We start from the raw sequence: 25,983 nt of genomic DNA, 5'->3' as shown, positions 1-25,983 counted from the left end.
GATAATTTTTTATGATAAAAATTAATAACAAAAGAATACTAAAAAATTCATTTATTATTTCTTCGACTTTAGCTGGTTTTTCAGCAATTGGAGTTGGAGCAACATTATTTTCGCTTCACAGTAAAGAAACAGTTGAGAATACAACTGTTTATGGAAACTTGCTTCAAGCAGAGAATTTATTTAAAATTTATAGTCCATATATTGATGTTTCAGAACAAGAAAAAACTAAATTTAACGATGATTTTCAACAAGCCAAGGAGGGTTGAAAAAGCAAAAACAAAAATTTGAAAGAAAAATTAAGCATTGCTGACACAACTTTAGAAAAAATCTTAAATTTTTACATTGAAAATATTGACAAAATTAATATTAAAGATCAAAAAAATGAAATTTTTTGAAATGAAGTTTTAAAAAATCAACTTAATCGAATTCGTGAAATTGATTTACAAAAGCAACATAAACATTTAAAAGAAGATGCTAGAAACAAGTTTTTAGAAATATTAAAAACTACAAATTACGAACAAAAACAGCAACATCTTAAAACTTTAGCTTCACAAATTAGTGAGTATGTTGTTTCGCAAAACAAAATCTTAAATCCATTTATTGAAATTTTAGAAGGAGCTTCAAGTAAACTTGAGAAAGTTCCTTATGAGGGTCTTAAAAAAGATCTTGCTAAGTCTTTGAAACCACTTTATTTAAGAATTATTAGTAACGATATTCATTTAAATGAAGTTCAAATCGCTTCACAACGTACTAGTGAAGAAATTTTAAAGCTTGACCAAATGCTTTCAAAGATTCAAAAAGAAATTAACGAAATTGATGAGTATTTAAATTTAATTGAACCTCATATTGAAAATAGTGCTTACACTCAATTGCAAAAACAAAATATTGAAAGTTTTGTTGAGTGAGCAAAAATGAATTTAAATTTAGCTTTAAATGAAAATGATATTAATCAAATTCGAAATACTGTAGTAACTTTTTATCACCAAATTTCAGATGAAAAAAGAACACTTGAAGAAATTAAAAGTGTTTTAAGCAATTTAAATGTTTATCTTGAAGAATTAAACCCTTTATTAAAAAATAACAAAAATTGAATTAACAATTTAATTGTTAAGGCACTTGAAATTAATGATAAACATGAACTTATTTCTAGAAAAGCTAGTGTATTTAGTGAATTTTATGCATTAAAATTTTCAAATCAAATAATTAATCAAGCAAATTCAGAAATTGATTTAGCATTACAAAACAAAATTATTATAAGCAAAAAAGCAATAATGCTAAAATCTCAAATTACAAGCATTATTAGTAAGAATCTTTGACCTAAAGAACAAGCAAAAGAACTTTTTGATTTTTATAATTTAGTTAATCAAGAATTACATACTCTTGGATATTTAAACAATGAATTAATGTTAGTTGAAGCACAAATTAACGATATAAAAGCTTTAAAATTTACTAACAATCAAGTTCAAAATCAATTATCTGAACTTAAAAATCAAGTGATAAAAACTTACTTAAATGAGGTGAGTTCATCTTATCTAAGTTCAATTAAAGATAAGTTTAACGAATCATTGAGAATGATTTTGAAAGATCACCTAAAAAATCTAAATTATTTAATTGAAAACAAAATTAAAATGCTCAAAAAACATAAAACTAATGTTAATGATGAGCTAATTGCTAAATTTGAAAAAATTGACCAAAATCTAACTGAGATATTAAAAGATTTTGCTACTGTTTCAACTTCAGAAATTGTGGAAAAAATTAAAAACAACCATTTTAAATTACAAAATTTAGAAAGTGCTTATAATCAAACTGTGGCTGAAAATTGAAGTGATTCAGCTGATGATTATTTAAAAGCAGTTTTTTCAAGTGATGAAGAAAATTATGTTCCAAGTGGTGGTGAACAAAGTAGAATCAATCTTTATAATGAAGTTAAAGAGCAACTTAAAGATCTTCGGAGCAAGATTAACACCGGTGATGGAAACCCTTTAACTGCTCAAAAAGTTGAAGAACTTACAAATAAATTACAAAATTTAATTAATACAGCAAATAAATTCAGAGATCTTTCACTTTTACAAAAACAAGTGCAAGCATTTGTAAATACTGTAATGCAAAGTGATAATTCTGTTATTTTAAAACCTTATACTGATAATATTCAAGCATTTCAAATAGAAATTTTGGAGTTGTTTAAAAATGTTTATGCAACAAATGAGCAAGTTCAAGGATTTATTGAACAACTTAATTTGTCATTTAAAGAACTTAAGGATGCAGATACTTCGAGATTATTAAATGAAAAAATTGAAGAATTAAAGGATAAACTTTATCAAAATTATGGAGATAATCCTTCAACTCCAGGGGCAAAAGCTTTAAATGAACTTTATAATCAATTACTTAGTGATTCAAATAACTTTTCTAATAACGAATCAAGTAAAATTACAAATAAATTAATTGATCTTTCAAATGATTTATTTGAAGCTGAAAATGTAAAGGAAAAACTTCTTGAAATTATTGGAGAAAAATCTAGTGCTCAATATAGTGATGTAAAAACTCAAAAGAAAATTCAAGATGCGTTAGAACAAATTCAAAAGTTTGATGATTTAATTGCTCAATTAAGTGATTCAACAAATATTCCTGATCCTGAACAATTTAACCAAATTAAAAACAGTTTAAATGGTTTAGAAAATGAAATTTTACTTGCATACGAACAAGATAAAATTCAAAAAATTAATTTTTCAATCCAAAATTACAATAACCAAAAAAGCACTAATCACAACCCTAGCTACTCAGAAGCTATTAAAAAAATTAATGATTATGCTTTAGAAAATTCAAAAAATCTTACTTTAGAAGAAACAACTAAAATTGCTAATAAACTAGAAAAAATAAATCAATTAGCAAATCTTTCAAATGAATTACTTAATAAATATCAAAGTTCTGATAAAAATTCAAAGTCTTTAATTTCTGAATATATTGCTAATTTATTAAATGAGAATAAACTTGAATCTACTGATAGTGAAGAGGAAATCGAAGCTAAAATTCAAAATTTAAAAACAGCTCAAGAAAGTATTGAAACTAAAAAAGAGTTTTTAAATTCATATTCAAAAATTAATGATCTTTTAAAAGACAAAGATAAAAAGATTTTTGAAAAAATTAGTGGAGAAATTACTTCGATTGCGCAAAAAAGTAATTCAATTTTAAACAACAAAAACCTAACTGAAGAACAACTTCAAGAGGAAAAAGCTAAAATTGATGTTGAGTTTGAGCTTCTTAAGCGCAAAAAAGAAGAAATTTTACACTCATATAATGAAGCTATAACAAAAAGTGACGAGCAATTTTCATCACTAGATTCAGATATATCAAAACTTAAAAATCTTCATTCTAATTATAATTTTGGTAATTACTATCAAAAATTAAAAGAAACTTATAATGCCAAAAAAACTGATGATAATAAAGAAAATCTTCAGTCTTATCAAGAAAAAGCTCAAATTGCTTTTTATAAAGATTTAGTTTTAAACAAACTTAAAGATATCGAAACTTTCGAAAATACTTTTAGTTCAAATAGCAATCCATTATATGTAAAAATCAAAGAACAAAAACAAAAATTTGAAGGGCATTTAAAAGATAAAATTGAAAATTCTAACCTTTCTTTAGATGAAGTTAAAAATCTTGCAAATAATGCTGATACATTTTTTGAATTATTTAATACCCAGAAAAATGTTGTTGAATATATTAATGAACTAGAAAAAGATAGTTCTGAAAAAGCACAAAATGCGACAAAAATCCAAGCTTTAAAAGATGTTTTAGAAAAAAATCAGTTATCTTCAGAAAGTGATTATTCAAATCCTTCAGATAAAAAAGAAATTTTAGAATCATCATACAATTCAAATGCTACAATTGAATTAAAACGTTCTAATTTAAACAAAGTTTTAGATAATAATTCTTCTGGTCCTGCAGGAATTATTCAACGCTTTGAAGAAAAATTGGGATCAAGCTTTGATACTCAAGTAAAAATTCAATTAAATGATTATGTTAATTCTTTAAAAAAAGAATTAGAAAATAGTAACGATACTTCTTTTGCTAGCGTTCGAGAAAAAGTTAAAAAACTTAATGATTTGGTTGTTCCAATTTCAGAAGTTGCTAAAGCTGTTGGAATAGCAAATGATAAAATTAATTCATTAAAAAACACTAATTCGCCTTTAATTAGTGAATATAAGAAAAATCTTAATGATTTAATTTCTCAAACTCAAAGTAATTATTTTAAAAATTTAGATAAAGCTAATAATTACAAAGATTTATTAAATAAAATTAATGAATCAACTCAAAAATTACAAAAAGCAGAATCTTTGAGTAATAAACTAGAAGAAATTAACAAGATTACTAGTTTAAATACATTTAATTTAGAATTTTGAATAATGATAATTTATCAACAAATTTAAATAATTATTTAAATTTATTTTCAGAAGAAGCAAAAAAAGATTTAAATAATGAAAAACTTGATGAATTATCAAAAAAAATGAATGCATTTAAAAATGTTGTTGATTCAAATAATTTGATTTTGGATCTAATTAAAGACTATTCATCGACAACTTCCAGTGCAAGCAAGGCTGATATAGATTCTTTGAAAAATATATTAACAAGCAATATTCCTAGTGCAAATAATTCTCAAAATTCTTTATATAACTTAAATTCTCTTTCTGTTGAAGATTATCAAAAAGAAGCCCAAAGAGTTTCAGAAGCAATTTTAAAAGCAAAATCAGAGATTGAAACAAAACATTTATATCGAGCAAAAACTAATCGCTTAATTAAAGATCTTTTAAAAGAGAATTCTGATTTTTTAAACCAAGGTGAACTTAAAGAAACATTAAATACTTTGCTAAAAAATTTAATTACTCAAAACAATAATTCATCAGGCCAAAATGACGATCTTAATAAATATAGAAATCAAGTGGATATTATTAAAAATAAACTTGAATCCTTAAAAGATTTATCTCAAAAAGAGCATGATTTAAGTAGCTTGGAAAAAACAATTTTTAGTGAAGATGAGAAAATAATTAATGCATTAAATGAAGCAAAAGCATCAATCAAAAAAGCTAAAGAGTATTATCAAAACACCGAAAAAATGAATTTAAGTGGAGAAGAATCAATTGAAAATATTACCAAGGAAATTCAGCAAAAATATTACAAATTAAAGTTATTATCTGAATGACAAAAAACTCGAAATCTTTATAATAAAGATACAATTTTAGAAGAATCTGATAAAGTGCTTATTAAAAATAAACTTGATAATTTTTGAGATGATTTTAGCAAAGAAAATCAAGATTATCAAACCTTATTTAATCAATATTTTGATGATGTTAAAAATGTTGATTCTAAATTAAATAATATTGCTAAGAATTCATTAATTTCTTATGTTTTAGAAAATGCTATTAAGCTAAGAAAAGCATATAAGGAAGCTCAAAATTATATATCTTTAAAAGATGATTCTTTGGACAGTTTAAAAGTCAAAAGCAAATTTTTAGAGCTTGAAAAAATTTTAAATTCAGAAAATGATGTTGATAAATTACTAACTAATTCAAGTAATGACGAAGAAAGTAAAGTTAAACTTTTACGCACAATTAATAGAAATATTAGTGATTTAGTCCAAGCTAAAAAAGACCAGCTTTTAGAGCAATATAATGATAATAATCAAGTTAAAAGTTATATTGATAAAAATGCTAATATTTTTAATTCTTCTAAAAATAATAATGGATATGTAAATAATTTTATTTCAAATGGAATCAAAAATCTTAAAGATTCTATTACTAATAAGGATTCACTTTCGTATTCAGAAATCAATCTTTCTTTAAAAAATGCTAAAAAAGCTTTTGAAGATCAAATTTTTAACTTATACGAAAAAGCTAAAAATAAAGTTCAAACTATTAAAACTACGATTTTAGATTATTTTAACAACTTTGCTCCCACAAAAGTAGAAGTTAGATCAGGTGCAAATATAAATTATCAAAAATATGTCCCAATTTTAAGGTTTAAAAATTTAATTGATAATGCTTTAGACATTGATTTTAACAGCACTAAAAACTACATTACTAAAATTAATTTGCTTATTTCAGTAATTGAACAAGATAAAGATAAAATTATTGACGAATTTTTAAAAAAAGTTAAAGAAGCTTTCAAAGAAAAAATTAATTCTTCTCAAAGTTCTTCATCATCAGGGAGTCAACCAGGATTTTATGTTAAATTTGTAAAAAAATTTGATGAACTAAGTAATAGTCTTACTGGAAAAACAATTAATTTTTATCAATATAACGAAGTTGAAAAATTAGAAATTCAATTTAATAAATTTAAAGATCAAGTTAAAAGACTTGAACGATTATATCCATCAATCGAAAATAAACAAGATTCTTACTCGATTGCTAACTTCGCTCTTTTAATTAATTCTTTGAATAAAGATTTTCTCAAATTTATCGAAAATATCAAAGAAACAATGACTGATGCCCTTAATAAAAACCCTCTTGAAGAAATTTTTGCAGATCTTTATCAAAATGTTAGATATTCAACTTCTTCGAGTTACACTGATGAACTTAAAAGGGAATTTGAAAACTACAAACAAGTATTTTTAACACAAATTGATAAATTAAATGCAGATAATAGTATTGATTTTTCAAATTTAAACAAAAGTAGTAATTTCGATAATTATCTATTTAATTTTTTAACTCAATTAACATCGTATAAAGACTGAATTAAGCAAGAAGAAAATAAAGAATTATTATTTAAACAACTTGATGAAGATCCTAAAAAAGAAAACCCACTTTCTCCGATTGTCAATTATATTGACCAAAAATTTGATAAAAAATACAAAGTTGTTATTGCTAAGGATGAAATTACCCGTAAAAAGTTTAGTACTAAATTTGAAGAATTCACAAAGTTAGATAATAATTTATTTGAAATAACTAATAATATTGAATTTTTAAATATGTTTAAAGAATTTGCTTTTACTAAAAAAGATGTTGTTGATACCGATGAACCAAAATCTATGTTTTCTTCAGTTAATTTTAAGGTGTATATTAAAAAATATAATGAAAATGGTTGGTTTGAAAACGTAGATTCAATACAAGAAGAAGTTGATCGTCAATCTCTTAAAGCTAAAGTTGTATACTCATATGAATCGAAAAATCAAAATATCGATAAGATTCAAATTGAAAGAGATATTGTAATGACTTTTAAAACATTAGATACAATTCGAATTCCTGATGGAAATTCAAGTATTTTTGTTAACGAAAAAGGCGAATCAGGATATAAAGCGAAATATGAGGTTGCTGATGTTGATGAATTAGGGTGAAACATCCCTCAATCAAATGGAAGTAACGGTGAACAACTAAAAAATCAAGTTATTAATAAAGTTTATAGCAAAATGAAAAAAGCCATTTTTAATTTTGATGAATCAAATTCAGAAATAAAAAATGGAATCCAAACTGCGAATGTAAAATTTTTAAATAATGTAAAAACAAATACTGAAAATATGAATTATATTAACGGTCGTCTTAGTGCATATTTAAATGGAGAAAATAGAAGCAAATTTAATAACTTTGAATTTGATTTCCAAAATCAAGATTCAATTTCTATCACATTTAATATTTCACTTATGTCACCGAAAAATGCAGAATATTTAAGAATTTTTAGAATTGACGAAGAAAAAGGATTTGCATTTTTACAATTATCCGGTGGATATATAATAGGGACACCACCTTCTGGAAGTGAAGCAGGAAATTTCAAGCCTCAAGCATATGATAGTAGAATTGCTGGTGATAAATACTACAGTTATGGAAATTCACAAAACAAAAAACCTTATGAGATTACAAATGATTTAAATCCAACAGCATTAAATGCTAATTTATATCAATTTAATATTGATTATGAACCTCAAAAAAGAAAAGTTTATTTTTACAATTCTTGATTAGAAAATTCTGTTTATATACCTAACAAAAATCAAATGGCAAACAAAATAAAAGCATTGTCAAAAGACAATGAAAATAATTTTAAAACTGATGAATTAGATTTTTTAAATCAATTGTCTGAAAAATATACAAAAAATACTCATTATAATCCAGAACCTTTAGAATTATCTAAACTATTTTCAATCGCTTCAAGTATTAATAGCAATATTTTTACTAATGTTTTTACGTATAATGGATATAAACTGCCAGGTAGTGCAAGTAATGCAATTAATACATTTCCGATTTGACCAATAAACGGAGGACAACAAACAGTTTGAAGAAAGGACGGATGAAAACCAGAAACAGCTGAACTAAAACCAGTTGTTTCAGAAGATTTCAAAGGCAATTCTGGAACTCATTTATTTAAAGAATCAGCAAAACAACCTCTATATGCTGCTTCGATAAATAAATTCTGATTTAAAATTAGATAATAATTTTCAAATACAGGAAAATTTAATTTCCTGTATTTTTTTATTCGCTCTAAAAATGTGGATAAAATAGCTCATTATAATTTAATAGTAAAATTATTACTTATCATTGTTTAAAATTTTTATGGTTTTTAAAATACCTTTATTTAAAAAAGATTAGCAAAAATCATAATATAAATAATGATGCGTAACTTTAAAATATATGAAAATGTTTTCAATTAATTTCTTAAAAATATTACTTTTTTATATCATTTATGGTTAATTTGTGCTTAAAATGAATAAATTTAGTATTATTTAATTAATAATATTGTTTTTTATTTTTAAGCATTTATTTAAAATGCTTAATTTAAATATATAGATAATTTTGAGGGGTATTATGAAAAATCCAAAAAAAGCAATCTCTGCATTAGGGATTGGTAGTGGTGTAACCGCTGCTGCAGCACTTGTGTCTGTAGGAGTGTTGTTATCGTTACATAATTCTTATTCAGTTCCACGTGAGCAAACATATCAGTTTTTGGAACTTCAAAAACAAGTTATTAAAATCCAAGATGCATTAAAGAAACTTTCACAAGAACAGTTACAAAATGATCAAATCAAAAAACTTTCTGTGGAAGTTGATTTTGCTAATCAATTACTTTCAAATGAAGATTCAAGTATTGGATTAATGCTTCAGCAAAGAAATAAACTAAGGCACTCTACGCCTAAGGCACTGCTTAATGTTGCTAAAGACCCCGAAGAAGAAAAAAATCTTATTAATGATTATTATTCATTAGTAAAAGATGATGATTTTCAAAATATTATTAAAAGTGCTAAGGACAAAGTTCTTAGTACACTTTCTTCTTCTTCTTCACAAAATAAGCAAGAAGCACTAAAGAATTTTTATAAAGTTGTTGATCCACTAATTGAGCGACAAAATGAATTTTCACTTGGTCTCGAGACTAAAATTTGAACCAATCATGAACAGCTTGTTAAAAATAGCAAGACTCTTTTTAGCACTCAAGAAAAAAGCGTTATACTTTCAACTATTGACCAAATTTTATCTTTATTGGCAAAACCACAATATTCACGTGATTTATTAGTAGAATATGAAAAAGTTTATGATCAAATGATTGATAAACTTTCAAAAAACAAAACTGAAGAAAATCAATTTCTAAATAATTTTTTAGAAAATATTATTCGTGTAAGAAAGGAAATTAATGTTTTAAATGTTAATAATAATTTAAAAAATACATTTTTGCAACGAATTGATGATTATAAAAATACTGCATTAAATCCTACTCCAACTTTAGCTATTACCAAAGCTGAAGAAATCACTTATTTAAATGATTTAGTTAATAACCAACTTAAAACTTTAATTTCACAAACACCTGAAAATAATAAATTAATTCAAATTCTATCTGAAGAATTAAATAATTTAATAAACACCGTTAAAGATTCGAAGTTTCAAAAATTAGTCTCAAAACAAATTCAAAGAATCCAAGAAAATCCACAAGACACTCAAAGCAATCTTTTAAATAGCATATCTCAAGCAAATAACTTAACTAGTACCATTAAAAACATTCAAAATCTAAGTAGTTCTATTAAAGATCAAATTAGCGAACATTTATCACAAAAAAGTCTTAGCTCAGATGATGCTAAAAGTTTTTTAGATCAATTGGATGTTATTGTAGAATCGAATTTTGACAATATTAGCGAATATTTACAAAGACTTAACACTTTAAATAACAATATATACGATAATGTTTTATTAGGAAATGTCTTTAAAAACGCACTTAAAAAGCTAAATGATCAGATTTTAGTATCTTTAGAAAAAGGTTTAGGTGTTAATAAAACTCTTTTAGCACTAATGTCTTCTGAAATTGATTCGCTTTTAAGTGGTAATGCTTCATTAAAGCAACTTAATGAATCTTTACAAACCCAAAGCAACCAACTTAGAGAAATTAATCGTTTAGAACTTCAAAACTGATATAAACGTTCAACTTCAATCTTAGATACTGAAATTAAAGTAGATCAAAAAATTAAAGATAAACTAACTTTTTTAAATTCTAAAGCTATTAAGCTTATTCCGGAAAATTCAACTGCAATTCGTGATGAAATGCAACTTTTAATTGCTCAATATCGTGAAGAACTTCAAAAAGCTAACATCAGTGAAGAATTACAAAAAACTTTAGATAAATATAGTGATACTAAAGATCGATTATTTAATATTTTTGGAAAAGATGCTCAAGGAAATATCGATTCACCTTTTGGAGCAAAATTATTTGATATTGCCAAAGAACTAAAAAAACAAGCAGAAATTACTGCTTCAAATCCTAATTTATCTTCTAAAGAAAAAGATGATAAATTTAAAGAACTTCAGCAAAAACTAGAGCATTTATTAAAAAATGGAGATGCTTTTAAAGAGCTTGAAGAATCTGTATTGCTAGCAGATAAAGCGCTTGCATCATCACAAGGAAAAAGTGCTGAAACAGCATTTTTGGAAAAAGAAGCTTTAAAAATTAAACAACTTCAAAATAATGTTGTTGAAGCACTAAATGATGCAGCAAATAGTAATAATGTTAAAGAACTTATAGACCAAATTAATCAAGCAACAAAAGATTATAAGGATAAACAAGCACAGTATCAAAGTGGTACAGGACTTAATGATAATTTCAAAACTATTAATGATATTTTTGCTCCTTATTCGCTTGGAGGCGCTCCAACGCCAATGCAAAAGAAAATTTTAAACAAACTTTCTGAATATCAACAACAGCTTGCTTCTTCGAATTTAACAAATGAACAAAGAGAACAAATTAATAACAAAATTGCTCAATTAATGGACGCATTGCTTTCGGCTAAAGATTTAGAGGTTAAAAATAACAGTTTAAAAACTTTAATTAGTGATACTGAAAATAAAGATTACGCAACATTTAAACCTCAAAGTCAATTTGACAGTGCAAAATCATTAACAGAACAAATCGATGCATACATTGAAACTTTATTTAATCCTGATTTTGATAAAAATGAAATTTCAAATAAAGTAAACGATCTCGAAAACCAAAGTCAAAGGTTATCTTTGGATATTTCAGTAGCTTTATTGCAAAAAACCAATCAAGAAATTCTTAATAATAAAATTACTGGAGCAAACGCAAATCTAACACCATATGTAGATATTAATAATTCTCTTGAAACCATTAATACTCAAACTCAAACTTTAATTAATAATCAAAATAAAACCCAAGCTCAAGTAGATGATCTTGAAAATAACATTAAAAACTATTTAAAATTAGCCAAAGCACTTAAAAGTAGTGCTGATAAATTACAAAATGTAACTCAAAGCATCAATCCAATTGCTTATGAAAAATTAGTGAAATCAATTAATAACATTCCAAGCAATGGTACATCCAATCAACCAACAAATTCACTGATTCATTTTAATGATAGTATTAGTGTTATTGATTTTAAAATTCGAATTTTAACTGCTGAAGTTTCAAAAACACAAACTCGTATTGAAGCTGAAAACAATATCAAAACCCTTGAAGCAGTTTATGGGCAAACTCAACGTAATCATGTTATTTTTGATGATGCAATTAGAAGTTTCGATACTCAAGTAGCTGATTATAAAACTCAATTAGCACAATTTTATTCAACAAATGTCAATCTTGCATCCTTACGTGATGAAATTGATTTTTATACTAAAAAAGAAATTACAATCCGAGACGCAATTCAAAAACAATGAGATGATGCTCTTGCTCTTAAGGAGCAATTAAAAAATCAATATGATCAACGCAAAAATGCCGATGGAATTGCTAATATTACTCATACCAATGAAGTTCTTAGTCAATTTGACACTTTAAAAGATGCAATTGATAATAATGGTAAAAAAACCACAACTACTGAGCAGCTTTTAGCTAAACTTGATGAACTTCCACTTGCTTATACTAAAGATGGATTTGTTAATGTTTCTGCTGAGTTAAACGATAAACTCAATCTTTTTGATAATTATTCAAATAATATCAATACAACTTATAGTAATCCTTGAAAAAGGGCAATTTTAACATGAAATAATGCTCTTAAAAACACAGTTAATAATTATTCTAATATTAATGATTTAACAAAAATTAAACTTGATTACCAAAAGATTTCTGCTTTAAATTCGGTAATTTCGCAACTTAAAGTTATTTTTGATTATTTTGATAACAATTCAAAAAGCGACCCAAATCAAAAAAACTTTGTAGTTTTAAATGCTCAACGTCCAAATAACACTTTATTTGCTAAATTAAACCAATCAAATAATTATGTCAATGCTGATGTAAACACTTTGTATAGCAACACTCCTGAAAGTATTATTACTTTTAGAAATGAACTTAGAGATGTGTATTTTGATAATGTTTCTATTGAAGATGCCAAAGCAAGTGAAATTCAAAAAATTAACACTTATAAAAATGCAATCGATGCTAAGTTAGATGCATTAAATAACAACAATAATCACATTGATACAAATTTAAAAACTCAAATTGATGCAAAATTGAACGAATTTTTAAATCGTGTTAATGCAGTTCAACAAAAAAATGAGCTAATTGCTATTGATAATGATTTTAGTCAAATTCAATTCAAAGAAGAAAGTCTTAAAAATCTTGCAATTAAAACTAGTGAAGCACAAAATTTAGTTAATAATAACAATAATACATCAGCAAATTCAGCAGGAAAACAATCAATTCTTAATTCAATATCAGCAGTATATACTGCTTATCAAGGTGATTATTTAAGTCTTGATTCTAATAATTTAATTGCTAAGGAACAAGATTTAGAAACAAAAATCGCTTTATTTAATAAGTTTGTTCAAGTATCGAATTTAATTCAAAGTGAAAAAGCCAAAATTCCAATGCACTATGCTGAAGGTACTGGAAATCAAGGAACTCCACAAGATGGATTAACCAAAATGCAAGGATATTATGATCATCTAATGACTATGTTAGATGTAACTCCAGTTACTCAAGCTCAAATCTTTAGTGTAGAAAATACAATTAATTCACTTGCCAAATTAATTACTTTACAAAAAGATAAACTCAATACTCAAGCACAAGTGCTTGGAGATAGTGCTTACAATAATTTTGCTTATAAAAATACTTCAACAGCTAATTATGGATTTGATCAAGATGCAAAATTACTTGCTGATGCAATTTTAAAAAGCATTCCTGATAATAATAAAAGTGCTACTGATATTGAAAATACACTTATTCCAAATTTAAATAGTGAATTTGAAAATGCTCATAATTTATACATAGCCCGTAAAAATGCTTTAGATACTCTTTACAAAGATAATGCTAATGATCAAGGAATTAAAACTAAAGAAGTAGATCAACTTAAAGATCCAAATACTTCAAATATTCAAGTCAAATATAATACTTTAAAAGCTAAAGCTGATGATTTTTTCCATGCTCAAGCAACTACAATTCAAAACGCTAACAATAAAGCAACTATTGAAAATGCCCTTCAAAATGTTATTGAATTTGATGTCTTTTTTGAAAAATACAAAAACATTGCTAATTTAGTAGCTGATGCAAATGAAAAAATAACCCAACTAACAAGCCAGTCTCAAGCAATTCAAAATAATGACAAATTAACTGCTTCTAAAACTAAACTCCAAAATGCTATAACCACTGGTGAGGGATATTATTTTACCCAAAAAGATGGAAATCTTTTAGATCAAAATGCATTACTTATAGACACATATATTGCACGTTTAAACTTAGCTTTAGAAGTAGCGAAGCTTCAAAATCAATTAAACGATTTTAATACCACCCCTGGAAGTAATGATTATTTAACTGCCCAAGCAAAAACTCCGCTAAGCAATATTATTAATTCACCTTTTACTGAATTAGATAATGATCCAACATTAGAAACCAAAGATAATTATGACAATTTAGCTGAAAAATATCTTACTGGTTCATCAAATAGTTCTTATGCTATTGCTTTTAGCAATTCAAAATTACTTCAACAAAATATTTTTAAAGCAAATGAGTATTTAAATACATATAAAACTCATTTAGCAACCAATGCCGATTATGAACCACAAAATATTAAAGATTTATATACTCAACTAGAGACTAAAATTACTGAAGCTAATGTTGCATTAGAGAATTCAACTCACAATGAAACCCAAAAATTGCAACTTGCTTCAGAACTTTATAATTCAAACAATGGAATATTAGATAATATTTTACGAGCTGAACGAGAAAAAGCAAAATCTACATACATGCTTCATTTAGATTTAGATAAATTTTTAAATAACCATTTCCCAAACCCAAATAACACTCCTAAGTTACAAGATTATGAAACTATAGCAATTGATCCAATTAAAAGTATTGATATTTCTACTGCAGCAAAACTTGAAAACTTCAATACACAATTAGCGAGTGCAAAAGATAAATATTTAGATCAAAGAGTAGCATTATTTCAATGAGAAGCTAATCGCTATAACTCATTTAAAGAGAAATTTAACCAATTTTATGATTTTTTAAATGCTCAAAATACTAATGGAGCAACTAAAGAATTTATTTTAGAAGTCACTGGAATAACTCAAAATGATTTAAACAATTTTAATAACGCAGCTAACCCTAATGCAGTTGATACTTTACATACTAATGCTCAAAATTACGCTCAAAGAGCATCACAATCTCAAAGTGATATTAAAAGTTGAATAACAAACCAAAGTAATGATGTTATTGAAACTCTTGAAAATGTCGCAACCGAACTTGCCAGTTATTATCAAAATTTAATTTCAATTAAATCAATTCCTTCAATTTTACTTGCAATAAGTAATCTTGATCGTATTAAAGAAGAATTGCAAGATAGTTCCAATAATCACAATGTTCGTTTTGCTTTAAAAACTGCTAATTTAGAAAATAATGATTTAACAAGTAAAATTAATGCATACTTAACTGATATTGGATCATTAGCAACTAATGCTCAAAGTGATATTCGAACTGAAGCTGATGATTCAAATACTTCTTTTGCAAGTTCTAATAATGCTAATATTACAACTGCAAGAACTAATTACTTTAATAAGTATAAAGACATAGTTGTTGCTCTTGCAAAAGCAAAAGCTAATTTAGATAATTTAGTTTTTGGAAATACTCAAAATGACGTTAATACTTTGCAAAATGTTTTGCATAAATTTATTGAAGGTGTCACAGGGTTTGATGGAAGAGCAAGCGTTAATAACATCTTAAAATACATTGCTGATACTTCTCAACTTGCTATAAGCGGTCAAAATGATAAATTTAGTGCTGTTAAAAGCGAATATGAAAAAATTGCCAATCCTTCATTAGAAACTGAGCAAGCACTTAATAACTTACAAAAATCAGCTAGTGATTTTGACATTTATAGTACTTTAACTAGAGGATTTGGAACTGCATTACAACTTTTTGATTGAATGAATGATCAAAATAATTACACATTATTTTTTGATTGATTAAGCAAAAGTTCTCAAGGTATTTTAAATTATGAAAATATTAGTGCTAAAGATTCTACTTCACTTGAAAATTTTGCCAATGAACTTAATAATGTAAATATACCTGAAGAGAATTTAAATATTGATGGAACAACTTTTAAAGCCAAAAAACTTAATTCACAATTTAATAGTAATCTTGCAAATTCAATTGGAAATTTATTTGACAAATTTAACATTTTAAAAGGAAATGGAACTTTATTTAATACAGATAATATTGAAGTTTTTGTTTATAAATCAACTGTAGCTAATGCTCAATATGTAGTATCTCGTTTAACTGCTGATCCATCTATAAAACGTGGATTTGTGAATTTATATTTCAGATTTAACAAACCAACTTCATTAAATAATAATGCTAGTGCTTTTGGAACGGTAAATAACTTTGGGATTAAATTTGAAAATGTTGGAATTTCCTTTAAAACTTTAGATGAATTTATTATTCATAAAGAAAACATTCAAGATGTTGATCATTTAAATGAAACTCTTTTTACTGCCGAAGAAGCTGGATGAAATAACTTGCAAGCCCCTTCAAGATTATTAAGTTCATTTAATAAATACTCATTATTAAAATCAATTTCAGATAATACATATTTTTATACCGAGGATATCACTGAAGATATTAACGCCCCTTTATCAGGAACTACTAATTCTTCTCCAGATTTTAGAGTAAAAGTACAATTAACTGGTTTATACAAAGGATATCAACAAGTTGGAAGACAAATTTTCTGAAAAACTTTAAATCCAAATTTTGCTTCAGATACTGGAATTCAATATCAAAATCAAACAAGTTATTCTCAAGGTCTTATCGGGACATTTCACCAAAATCAATATCATTGAGCAGATACTTATCAATATCAATATGATGCTAATAAAGACTCGGGCAAAAATTTGTTGTTTTTACCAATAGTTATTGGAATTCCGGTCTTTAAAAATAATACAAACGATGGAACTTCATTAATGGTTATTTCATGACAAATTTTAAATAGATTTGATAAAAATCCTACGTCAGCTCCGCAAAATATCTCACTTGGAAGTGCTGATGTATTAAGACGAGTATTCTTCTTTAGAAGAACTAGAGAAGGAAAAAGAAACACTTCACCAACCTTCCAAAATGAAAGATTTTTTGAGTATGTAATGAGCAAAATTAGAATTAGAGATTTAGAAGGATTAACTTTTAAAGATTTAAGTCGAACTGCCCAAAATGGTCAAAATGGTTCAAGTTTATGAAGTGCTGATCGATATGTTGAATCAGTAGATGATATCTCTGGTAAAGGCGGAGTTGGAGATGCTGATTTTTATCAAGCAATTGGTTCAAATGGAAAATTTGATATTAAATTTAAATTACACTAATTAGGAGGAAGTTATGACTAAAATTAAAAACAAAAAATTAAGAAAAACCTTTATTTGAAGTTCAGCATTAGCAGTGCCTGCTGCCACTGGTTTGGGTGCAACTTTATTTCTAATTCACTCAAATGAAGCAGTAAATAGTTCCACTGTATACGGAAACTTCCTTGAAGGTGAAAATTTATTTAAACTCTATTCTCCATACATTAGTGCTTCAGAAAACCAAAAAAACCAAATAATTCAAGCATATAATGAAGCTAAAAATATTTGAAAAAGTAAAGATACAAAGCTTAATCAGAAATTAATTGCCCTTGACAAAGCTCAAGCAAGTGCATTTGATTTTTATATTAATAATCTTGATAAAGTTAAAACTGTAGAAAAAGAACCGTCGATTTTTTGAAACAAAATTCTTTCTAATCAAGAAGGTCGCATTAGAGAACTTGATTTAAAGGATCAGTTAACTCAACTTAAAAAAGATCAATCAACTAAGTTTTTTGATGTTCTTTATAGTTCTACAAATGAACAAAAACAAGAATATTTAAGAAACATTTCTTCTGAAATTACAAAATTGGTCGCATCTCAAAATGAGATTTTAAACCCATTTATTAATCTTCTTGAAGGAACCGCCACTAAACTTGATACCCTTCCTTTTGAAGGACTCAAAAAAGATGTTTCAAGTTCATTAACTCCACTTTATTCTCGTATTATTAGCAGCAATATTCGGTTAAATGAAGTTGAAATTGCTTCTCAAGATACCAATAAAGAAGTCTCAAAACTTGAAGAGATTCTAAATAGTTCGCAAAGTGAAATTAATGAAATAGAACAATATTTAAAATTAATAAAACCATACGAAAATAATGCCGGATATACCCAAGTTGAAAAAGATAATGTGAAAAAATTTCTTAATTCCACTCAAATTAATTTAAATATTGCTTTAAATAAAGGTGATATAAATCAAATTCGTAATAGTGTCGTTACTTTTTATGAACAAATTTCTGATACACAAAAAACTGTTGCAGAAATTAAGCAAGTAGTAAGTGGTTTAAATGTTTATGTTGATAAATTTGATTCTAAATTAAGATTTAACAAAGAATTAATTAACCAATTAATTGCTCAAGTACTATTGATAAATGACAAAAAAGCACTAATTAGTGCTAAATCAAATCTTTTTAGTGAATTTTATGCTTTAAAATTTTCAAATCAAATCATTAATGAAATTCAACAAAACGCAGCCCAAGCATTAAAAAATAACATTATCATTCCAACTAAAGAAATTTTGCTATCATCGCAAATAGATGCAATTATTAATAAAAACTTAAGGGCAAAAGAACTTGCAAATGAGTTATTCAAATTTTATAATGTTGAAAATAATGAGCTTGAAAACTTAGCATATTTAAATGATGAATTGAAATTAATTCAAGCACAGCTTTTAGATATAAATGGTTTAAAATTCACTAGTGATGATATTAAAAATCAACTTAAAGAATTAAACAATCAAGTTATTCAAACATATTCAAATTCTGTTTCTGCTGCATATTTAAATGCAGTTAAAAACAAGCTTAATGAATCTTTTAGAGAGATTTTAAAAACTAATTTAAAACAATTAATAAATTTAATGGACCAAGAAATTGTTTTAGTTACAAATTTAAATGATCCTATTAATAGCATTGTTGTTGATGAAGCTGAAAAATTAAATGCTTCTTCAAAAGTTATGATTGAAGATTTTAACCCTATTCCATCAACACAAATTATCAATCAAATCAAAACTTATGATATTAAACTTCAAAATTTAATTAATGCTAATAAACAAACAAAGGCAGAAAATGTTTCTGAGTTTACTGATAATTATTTAAATGTTGTCTTTTCAAATAATGATAATGCACATGTTTTTACAGATAAAGAACAAAAACGAATCAATTTGTATAATCAATACAAACACGATCTTGATCAACTTAGAGAAATGATTAATTCCGGAAATGGTGATGAAAAAGTTGCTTTAGAAATTGAAAAGCTTTCAAAAAAATTGCAAAATTTAATTGACACTGGAAATGATTTTCGTGCTTTATCACTTTTAGATCAACAAGCTCAAGCAACAATTAACACAAAACAAGATGGACCTACTTCGCTTATTTTAAAACCATATATTAATTCAGTAGAAAATGCTCGTTTAGAACTTAATTCTCTCTTTGCTAACCCTGATGCCAAAAGTGATCAAATCATAGCGGCCCATAAAAAGCTTCAAAAAGCTCTTAAAGAGTTAAATGAAGCTGATGCTAGAGTATTAATTCAACAAAAAATTACTCAACTTAAAAGTGAAATTGATATTAATTATCAAAATGATTTTTCTTCTCCAGGAGCTCAAGCACTTTTAAATCAATATAATGATTTATTAGCTCAAGCAAGGGATATCTCTAATGATCAAAAATCAGATATTTTACTTATTAGAGCTAATTCATTAATTGAAATTACTCCATATTTATATGATTTAGAATTAAACAAAAAACGTTTAATGAAAATTATAGGAGAGAAAAATTCAGCTAAATATACCGGTTCTAAAACAAATACTTCAATTAAACGTGGAAATGAAGAAATTCAAAATGCCAATGATTTAGTTGCAAGGTTAAATGATCCAAACAATATTCCAAATTTAGAAGCATTCAAAAACCAAAAAAGCGAATTATTCAATCGTGGGGACGAAATTTTACTTGCTTATGAGCAAGATAAAATTGAAATTCTCAATCAAGAAATCCAAAATACTAAAAATAGCCAAAGCGGTAGTGCTAATTTAAATTATGCAAATACTTTAGAGAAAGTTAATAATTATGCAATTGTACAAAAGTCTCAAATTAACTACCAAAAAGCTCAAGAAGCTGCTCAAAAAATGGAATTTCTTAAGAATTTAGCCGATCTTTCAGGAGACCTTTTAAATTCATATAATTTATATAAAGATAATTCAAAAACCACTCCTTTAGCTGATTATATTTCCAATTTATTATTAAATAATGAATTAAATACTGCTGATGAAAATGAACAAATTGTAACAAAAATTGAAAATTTAACTAAAGCAAAAAACATTATTCAAGCTAAAAAAGAGTTTTTAGATGTTTTTGAAAAACTCAAAGTTATTTTAGAAGAAAATAAAAATTGAAAAATTTATGCGCCACTAAAAAGTGAAATTAATTTAATTTTTCAACAGAGCAATTCAATAATTTTTGATAATGATTTAACTGTTGAACAAATTCAAGCTCAAAAAGATCTTTTTGAAAATAAAATTAATTTTTATAAAACTAAAAAACAAGATCTTTTAGATGCATTTAACCAAGCAATTGATAAGGTTAACCAAAAAGAAATATCTCTTGATGCTGATTTAACAACAATTAAAAACTCTAATACTACTTATAATTTCGACACTTACTATGCACAAGTTAAAGCTTCATATGCAAACGACAAAACAGAAGCTCAAAAAGTTAATGTTGATACTGATGATATAAACGCATATTTAAACAAACTTGAAGTTGGATATAACAAAGATTTAGCTCTAAATAAACTCAAAGATCTACAAGCAATTATTAATTCAGCAAGTTTTGGAAATACTAATTTACATAATAAAACCAAAATAGCTTGAAATAGTTTTGATACTTCGGTGAAAAATTCTCTTTCACTAAATAATTTAGCATTAGATAATGTTAAAGCAATTATTAATAAAATTAACCGCTCTTTAGATTTATTAGGGCTTCAAAAACGGATTGCAGATTATGTTGCAAGTCCTTCTCGTCAATCTCAAACCTTGTCAATTGAAGCATTAAAAGATGCTCTTGATACTTCTCTTCCACTTAATTCAGATAATTTTGATGAAATTAACGATAAATATAATAAGTTAAATGAGGTATATCTTAAAGAAGTTGATGCTCAAGAAATTCGTGAAAATATTATTGCAACATTAGAAAACGATAATTTAGCAAATGGGCCTTTTGGAATTGTTAAAAATCTCACTGATGCACTTGGAAGCACTTATGATAACGACGTTACAACTAAGTTAGACACTTTCATTGCAAACACCAAGGTGGTTGCAAACACTGCAACAGTCAAAGCAGATTTAGTGGATTTGCTTACTAAGGTAAATGTTATTAAAGATGAAGTTCCTTCAATTGCTCAGCTAGCAAAAGACGTTGCAAGTGCTAAAAATGTGGATTTAGCTGTAACTAATAAAAATTCAAATATTATTAATCAATTCTCACAATCACTTAATACTTTAATTAATGAAGCTAAAAATAGCTATTTTAAAGAAACTCAAAGTGGCTCAGCTAATAATATTGCTTTTTACACTAATTTAAGTAATCAGATTACTTTTACTGCTGCAAAAATTTCTGCTGCAGATGATTTGGCAACTAAGTTAAAAGAAATTCAAACAATTGTTAATAGTTCTGAATTTAATTTAAGAACATTAAATGGACAAGTGTCCTTAGATAAACTTAGTGAAATTAATGCTTATTTAGATAGTTTTGAAACTACTGCAATCAGCAATAATAACAAAGACCAGGCTGCTGTAGATCAAATTAATGTTTTAACTCAAAAAGCCACCGCATTTAAAAATATTATTAGTACTGATTTAGATGTTTTAAAATATGCTACCACTTTAGCTAATACTAACTCCACTACCGATGCAAGTGATTTAAACTCATTAATTTCAATAGTATGAGATAGCATTCCAAGAGCTAATGCATATAATAACTCTTCTCTTGGAGTTAAAGTTGGTAATACTTACAATGTTAATGATTTATTTAATTTAGATTCTCAAAATGGAATAACTTTAGACCAATACACACAACTTAGCGATAAAATCATCCAAGAAATTAGTGATTTAAAAGCTTTAATTTCAACTAAAAATACTTATCGAAACTTAACTCATACAAAAATTGAAGCTTTAAAAAACCAAAACTTTACACCAATAATTCAAAATGATTTAAAAAATGCTTTACTGACATTTTTAGAAACTTTAGATCATTCAAATAATACCGCCAATACTTTCACAATCGCTCCTGATGGAAGTGGAAATTTAAATACAATTCGCAATAAAGTCACTATTATTGAAAATAAACTTAATGCACTTAAAGATCTTGCTACTCAAGCTTATGAATTAAATAATTTAAACAGCACAATTGTAAGTAATGATCCATTAGTAACTGCAGCAAAGGCAAATATTGATCAATTAATTAATAAAGCGAAAGAATATTTCAACGACACTGATAAAATGTCTTTAACTGGTAGTGAATCTATTGAAAATGTTACTTTAAATCTTCAAGCACAAAAATTTAGATTAACACTACTGAGTGCTTATGATGAAGTTAAAGCTGAAGTTGATAGCGATGCAGTTTTACCTACTCAAGCTAAAAATGTTCTTTTAAGTAAATTAAACGAATTTAAAACTGCTTATAATGCTCAAAATGCTAATTTAGAGCAACTTTATGATACTTACTTTAAAAATGCTGCTGATGTAACTGATGTTAACGCACGAAATTCGATTATCAAATACATTCTAGAAAATGCTGTTAGTTTACAAAGAGAATTTAATAAAGCTTTAAGTTATGTTGCTTTAAAAAATACTAATTTAGATAATAATGCTGTTGAAACTAGTTTTAATCAACTTGAAGCTTTAATTAATAATGTCCAAAGCGGAGTGCAAGTAACTTTAAATAATACCCAAAATAATGAAGCAACTAAAATTCAATTGCGTAATACCATTGAAAATAATATTAATCAATTAATTAGTGCTAAAAAAGATCAACTAACTGAACAAAAAGATACTGATAATGAAGTTAAAAACTTCTTTGATACAGTTAATAATACTTTAGCACCAGGAACTGCTCCAAGTTATGTTGATAATTTCATTCAAAAAGGAATTAATGATTTAGAAAGTGCTATTAACACTAAAGACACTCTTTCTTATTCGGATGTAAATGTCTATTTAGCAAGTGCTAAAGCAGTTGCTTCATTACAAATTTTTGATTTATATAATCGAGCAATTAATGCTGTAGATAGCATTAAAACAACAGTGGCAGATTATTATAATGATTTTGCTTCAAGTAAAACTATTGTTCGATCTGGTTCGCTAGTTGATGATACTATTTATGCACCAATTTTGCAATTAAAAGATTCAATTGACCACGCTTTAAATGATAATGACTTTAATAATATTGAAAATTATGCAACTAAAATTAATGCTTTATTAGCCATTATTAATGGTAATTATCAAACTACAATTAATAATTTTGTAACTGCTATTAAAGATAAATTTGCACAAAAATTTGCTCCAACCCCTCAACAAGGTCAAGTTGGACAAGCTGGGTTTTATGTAAAATTAATTAATAAACTCGATCCACTTAAACAAAATATCAATGGTCAAACTTATAATTTATACCGTTATAATCAAGCTGAGGAACTTGAAAACCAATATGATGCTTTTAAAAATGAATTTGAAAATGTTAATCAAATTTATAATTCAATTATTTCAAAAAATGATTCAGGATCACTAGCTAATTTTGCTACTTTAGTTGATCATTTAAATAAAGAATTCTTAAAATTAGAAAATGGAATTAAAGATGCTATTAGCAAAGCTCTAAGCAAAAATCCTCTTGAAGAAGTTTTTGCTGATCTTTTTGAAACTATTAGATATTCAGATACTTCAAATGATACCAATGCTATTAAGGTTAAGTTCGATACTTTTAAACAATCAATTCAAACCCTTTCAAATAGCGTTAATGCGACTAATAGTTTTAATTTTGCAGACTTAAACCAAACTTCTTCTTTGGATCAAACTTTATTTGATTTAATTAATAAATTAACTGAATATAAAGATTGAGTTAAACAAGCTGAAAATAAAAACTTACTACTTACTCAACTTGATGATAACCCTAATAAAGCTAATCTATTTCCACCAATTGAAGCAAATTTAGATCGTGATTTTGATAAAAAGTATAAAGTTATTTCCACAAATAAAGAATATACACGGAAAAAATTCGTTCAAAATTTTGATGCAATTGTTGGCGCAAATCCAAATGCTAATACTTCTGAATTAGTTCAAATTGATAATAATGATGCTTTTTTAGCAATGTTTGATCAGTTTGCTTTTACTAAAAAAGATCTTAAAGATACAGGAGACTTAAAATCAATTTATTCACCAATTAAACTGAAAGTTTATATTAAAAAATATAATCAAAATGGATGATTTGATTTAGTTGCTCCAACTGCTGATGAAGTAGATCGCCAATCGCTTCGAGCTAAAGTTGTGTATTCTTATGAATCAAGTAATGTTGATATTGGTGGTCTTAAAACTGAAAAAGATGTGGTAATTACTTTTAAAACACTTGATAAAATTGAAGTTGCAAGCGGAACCTCAAGTATCTTTATTAAAGATGCAACTGATGTAGGTACTAATGCTAAATATGAAGTAATTGATGTTGATGAAGCCGGATGAAATATCCCACAAGTAGCTAATGCTCAAGATCCTAATTATCAAAGTGTTAAAGAACAAGTTATTGCTAAAGTTTATAACAAAATGAAGGCGTCAATTTTTAATTTAACTAATAATTCAACTGCTTTAAGCACTAATGTTATTAATCCGGATCAAAATTATTTAAATGCTCTTAATACTTCAAATGATCCAAATCTACAAAATGTTAGATACGTAACTTCTTCGCAAAACAATCGATTAAGTGCATATTTAGACCAAAATAATCGTAATAGTACCACTAAATATGGATTTGATTTTGATAATCAAGCATCAATTCCAATTACTTACAATGTGACTTTAACAACTAAAAAACAAGATGAAGTTTTAGATATTATTCCTGTTGATAGTGAAAAAGGATTTGCTTTTTTACAAATGCAAGCGGGATTTATTACCGGAATTGCTCCATATGGAAAAGATACTGCTGAAGTAGGGAGACCACAAAAATATGATTACACTCTAACAAAAGCCGGAAGTGGATTTCTAAATATTTATAATAATACTACTGATTGATGAACTGTAACTAATGACAAAATTCCTCCTGGTGTAAACTTTAACTTATATTCATTTAATTTTGATTATGATCCAGTAGCTCGAAAAGTGTATGTTTATAATTCATGAACAGAAAATATATTATTTGTTATTAACAACAGTTCTCTTAATAATAGTTTAAATTCAAATAGAAATAATGCTACTTTTAAACAAAGTGATCGAGATTTTTTAACAAACTTAAAAAATAAATTTGGAAATAATCCTCAAAATTATCGACCACTACCAAGTGAATTAGTTAAAGCATTTTCGCTTTTTGCTTCGCTACCTAATGCAATTTTTAATAATAGCGATAATTCACACTGACTTCCTTGAAGTTCGAGTTCTTCGTTTGGAGGTGGTCCTGTCTTCCCGCTTTCAGGAGGACAAAGTACCGTTTTTAGAACAAGTAGAACAACTCCAAATACTGCAACTTTAAGAAATGTTCCAGCTTCAGATTTTCCAAGAAATTTTGGAAATAATTTAATTAAAGCTTCGGCTCGTCAGGCCCTTTATTCAGCTTCAATTAATAAATTCTGATTTAAAATTAGATAATGATTTTTACAAAAAATATAGGATATTATATTCCTATATTTTTTTATACTTTATTTTAAGTGAAAATCTTATTTTTTACGAATTTTACTTATTTAATCTAAAAACGTGAATAAAATAGCTCATTTTAAAATAGCTTGTATAATTTAC

Annotated in this window: 4 protein-coding genes; all 4 read left to right on the top strand. The window is 26.1% G+C overall.

Translation table 4 applies throughout. The features are described from left to right. Positions 1 to 11: 11 nt before the first annotated feature. Positions 12 to 4,427, top strand: a complete 4,416-nt coding sequence (locus tag EXC58_RS00925; protein ID WP_129725195.1) for a rhoptry family protein — start codon at positions 12 to 14, stop codon at positions 4,425 to 4,427. Beyond that, positions 4,397 to 8,413, top strand: a complete 4,017-nt coding sequence (locus tag EXC58_RS00920; protein WP_129725194.1) for a hypothetical protein — start codon at positions 4,397 to 4,399, stop codon at positions 8,411 to 8,413. The genes EXC58_RS00925 and EXC58_RS00920 overlap by 31 nt, the downstream gene beginning before the upstream one ends. 373 nt (positions 8,414 to 8,786) lie before the next feature. Continuing rightward, positions 8,787 to 17,252 carry a hypothetical protein gene (locus EXC58_RS00915; RefSeq protein WP_129725193.1) on the top strand — a complete coding sequence of 2,822 codons (8,466 nt, stop codon included), beginning with the start codon at positions 8,787 to 8,789 and terminating at the stop codon, positions 17,250 to 17,252. A 13-nt stretch (positions 17,253 to 17,265) separates the two neighbouring features. Continuing rightward, entirely contained in the window at positions 17,266 to 25,836 is an 8,571-nt protein-coding gene (locus EXC58_RS00910) for a coiled-coil domain-containing protein (RefSeq protein ID WP_129725192.1), read from the top strand. Positions 25,837 to 25,983: the final 147 nt, after the last annotated feature.

Origin of the sequence: Mycoplasmopsis citelli (assembly GCF_900660645.1) — a bacterium.
Taxonomy (GTDB): domain Bacteria; phylum Bacillota_I; class Bacilli_A; order Mycoplasmatales; family Metamycoplasmataceae; genus Mycoplasmopsis; species Mycoplasmopsis citelli.
Note: the sequence above shows the minus strand (reverse complement) of the source record. Positions and strands in the feature narration are given on the sequence as shown.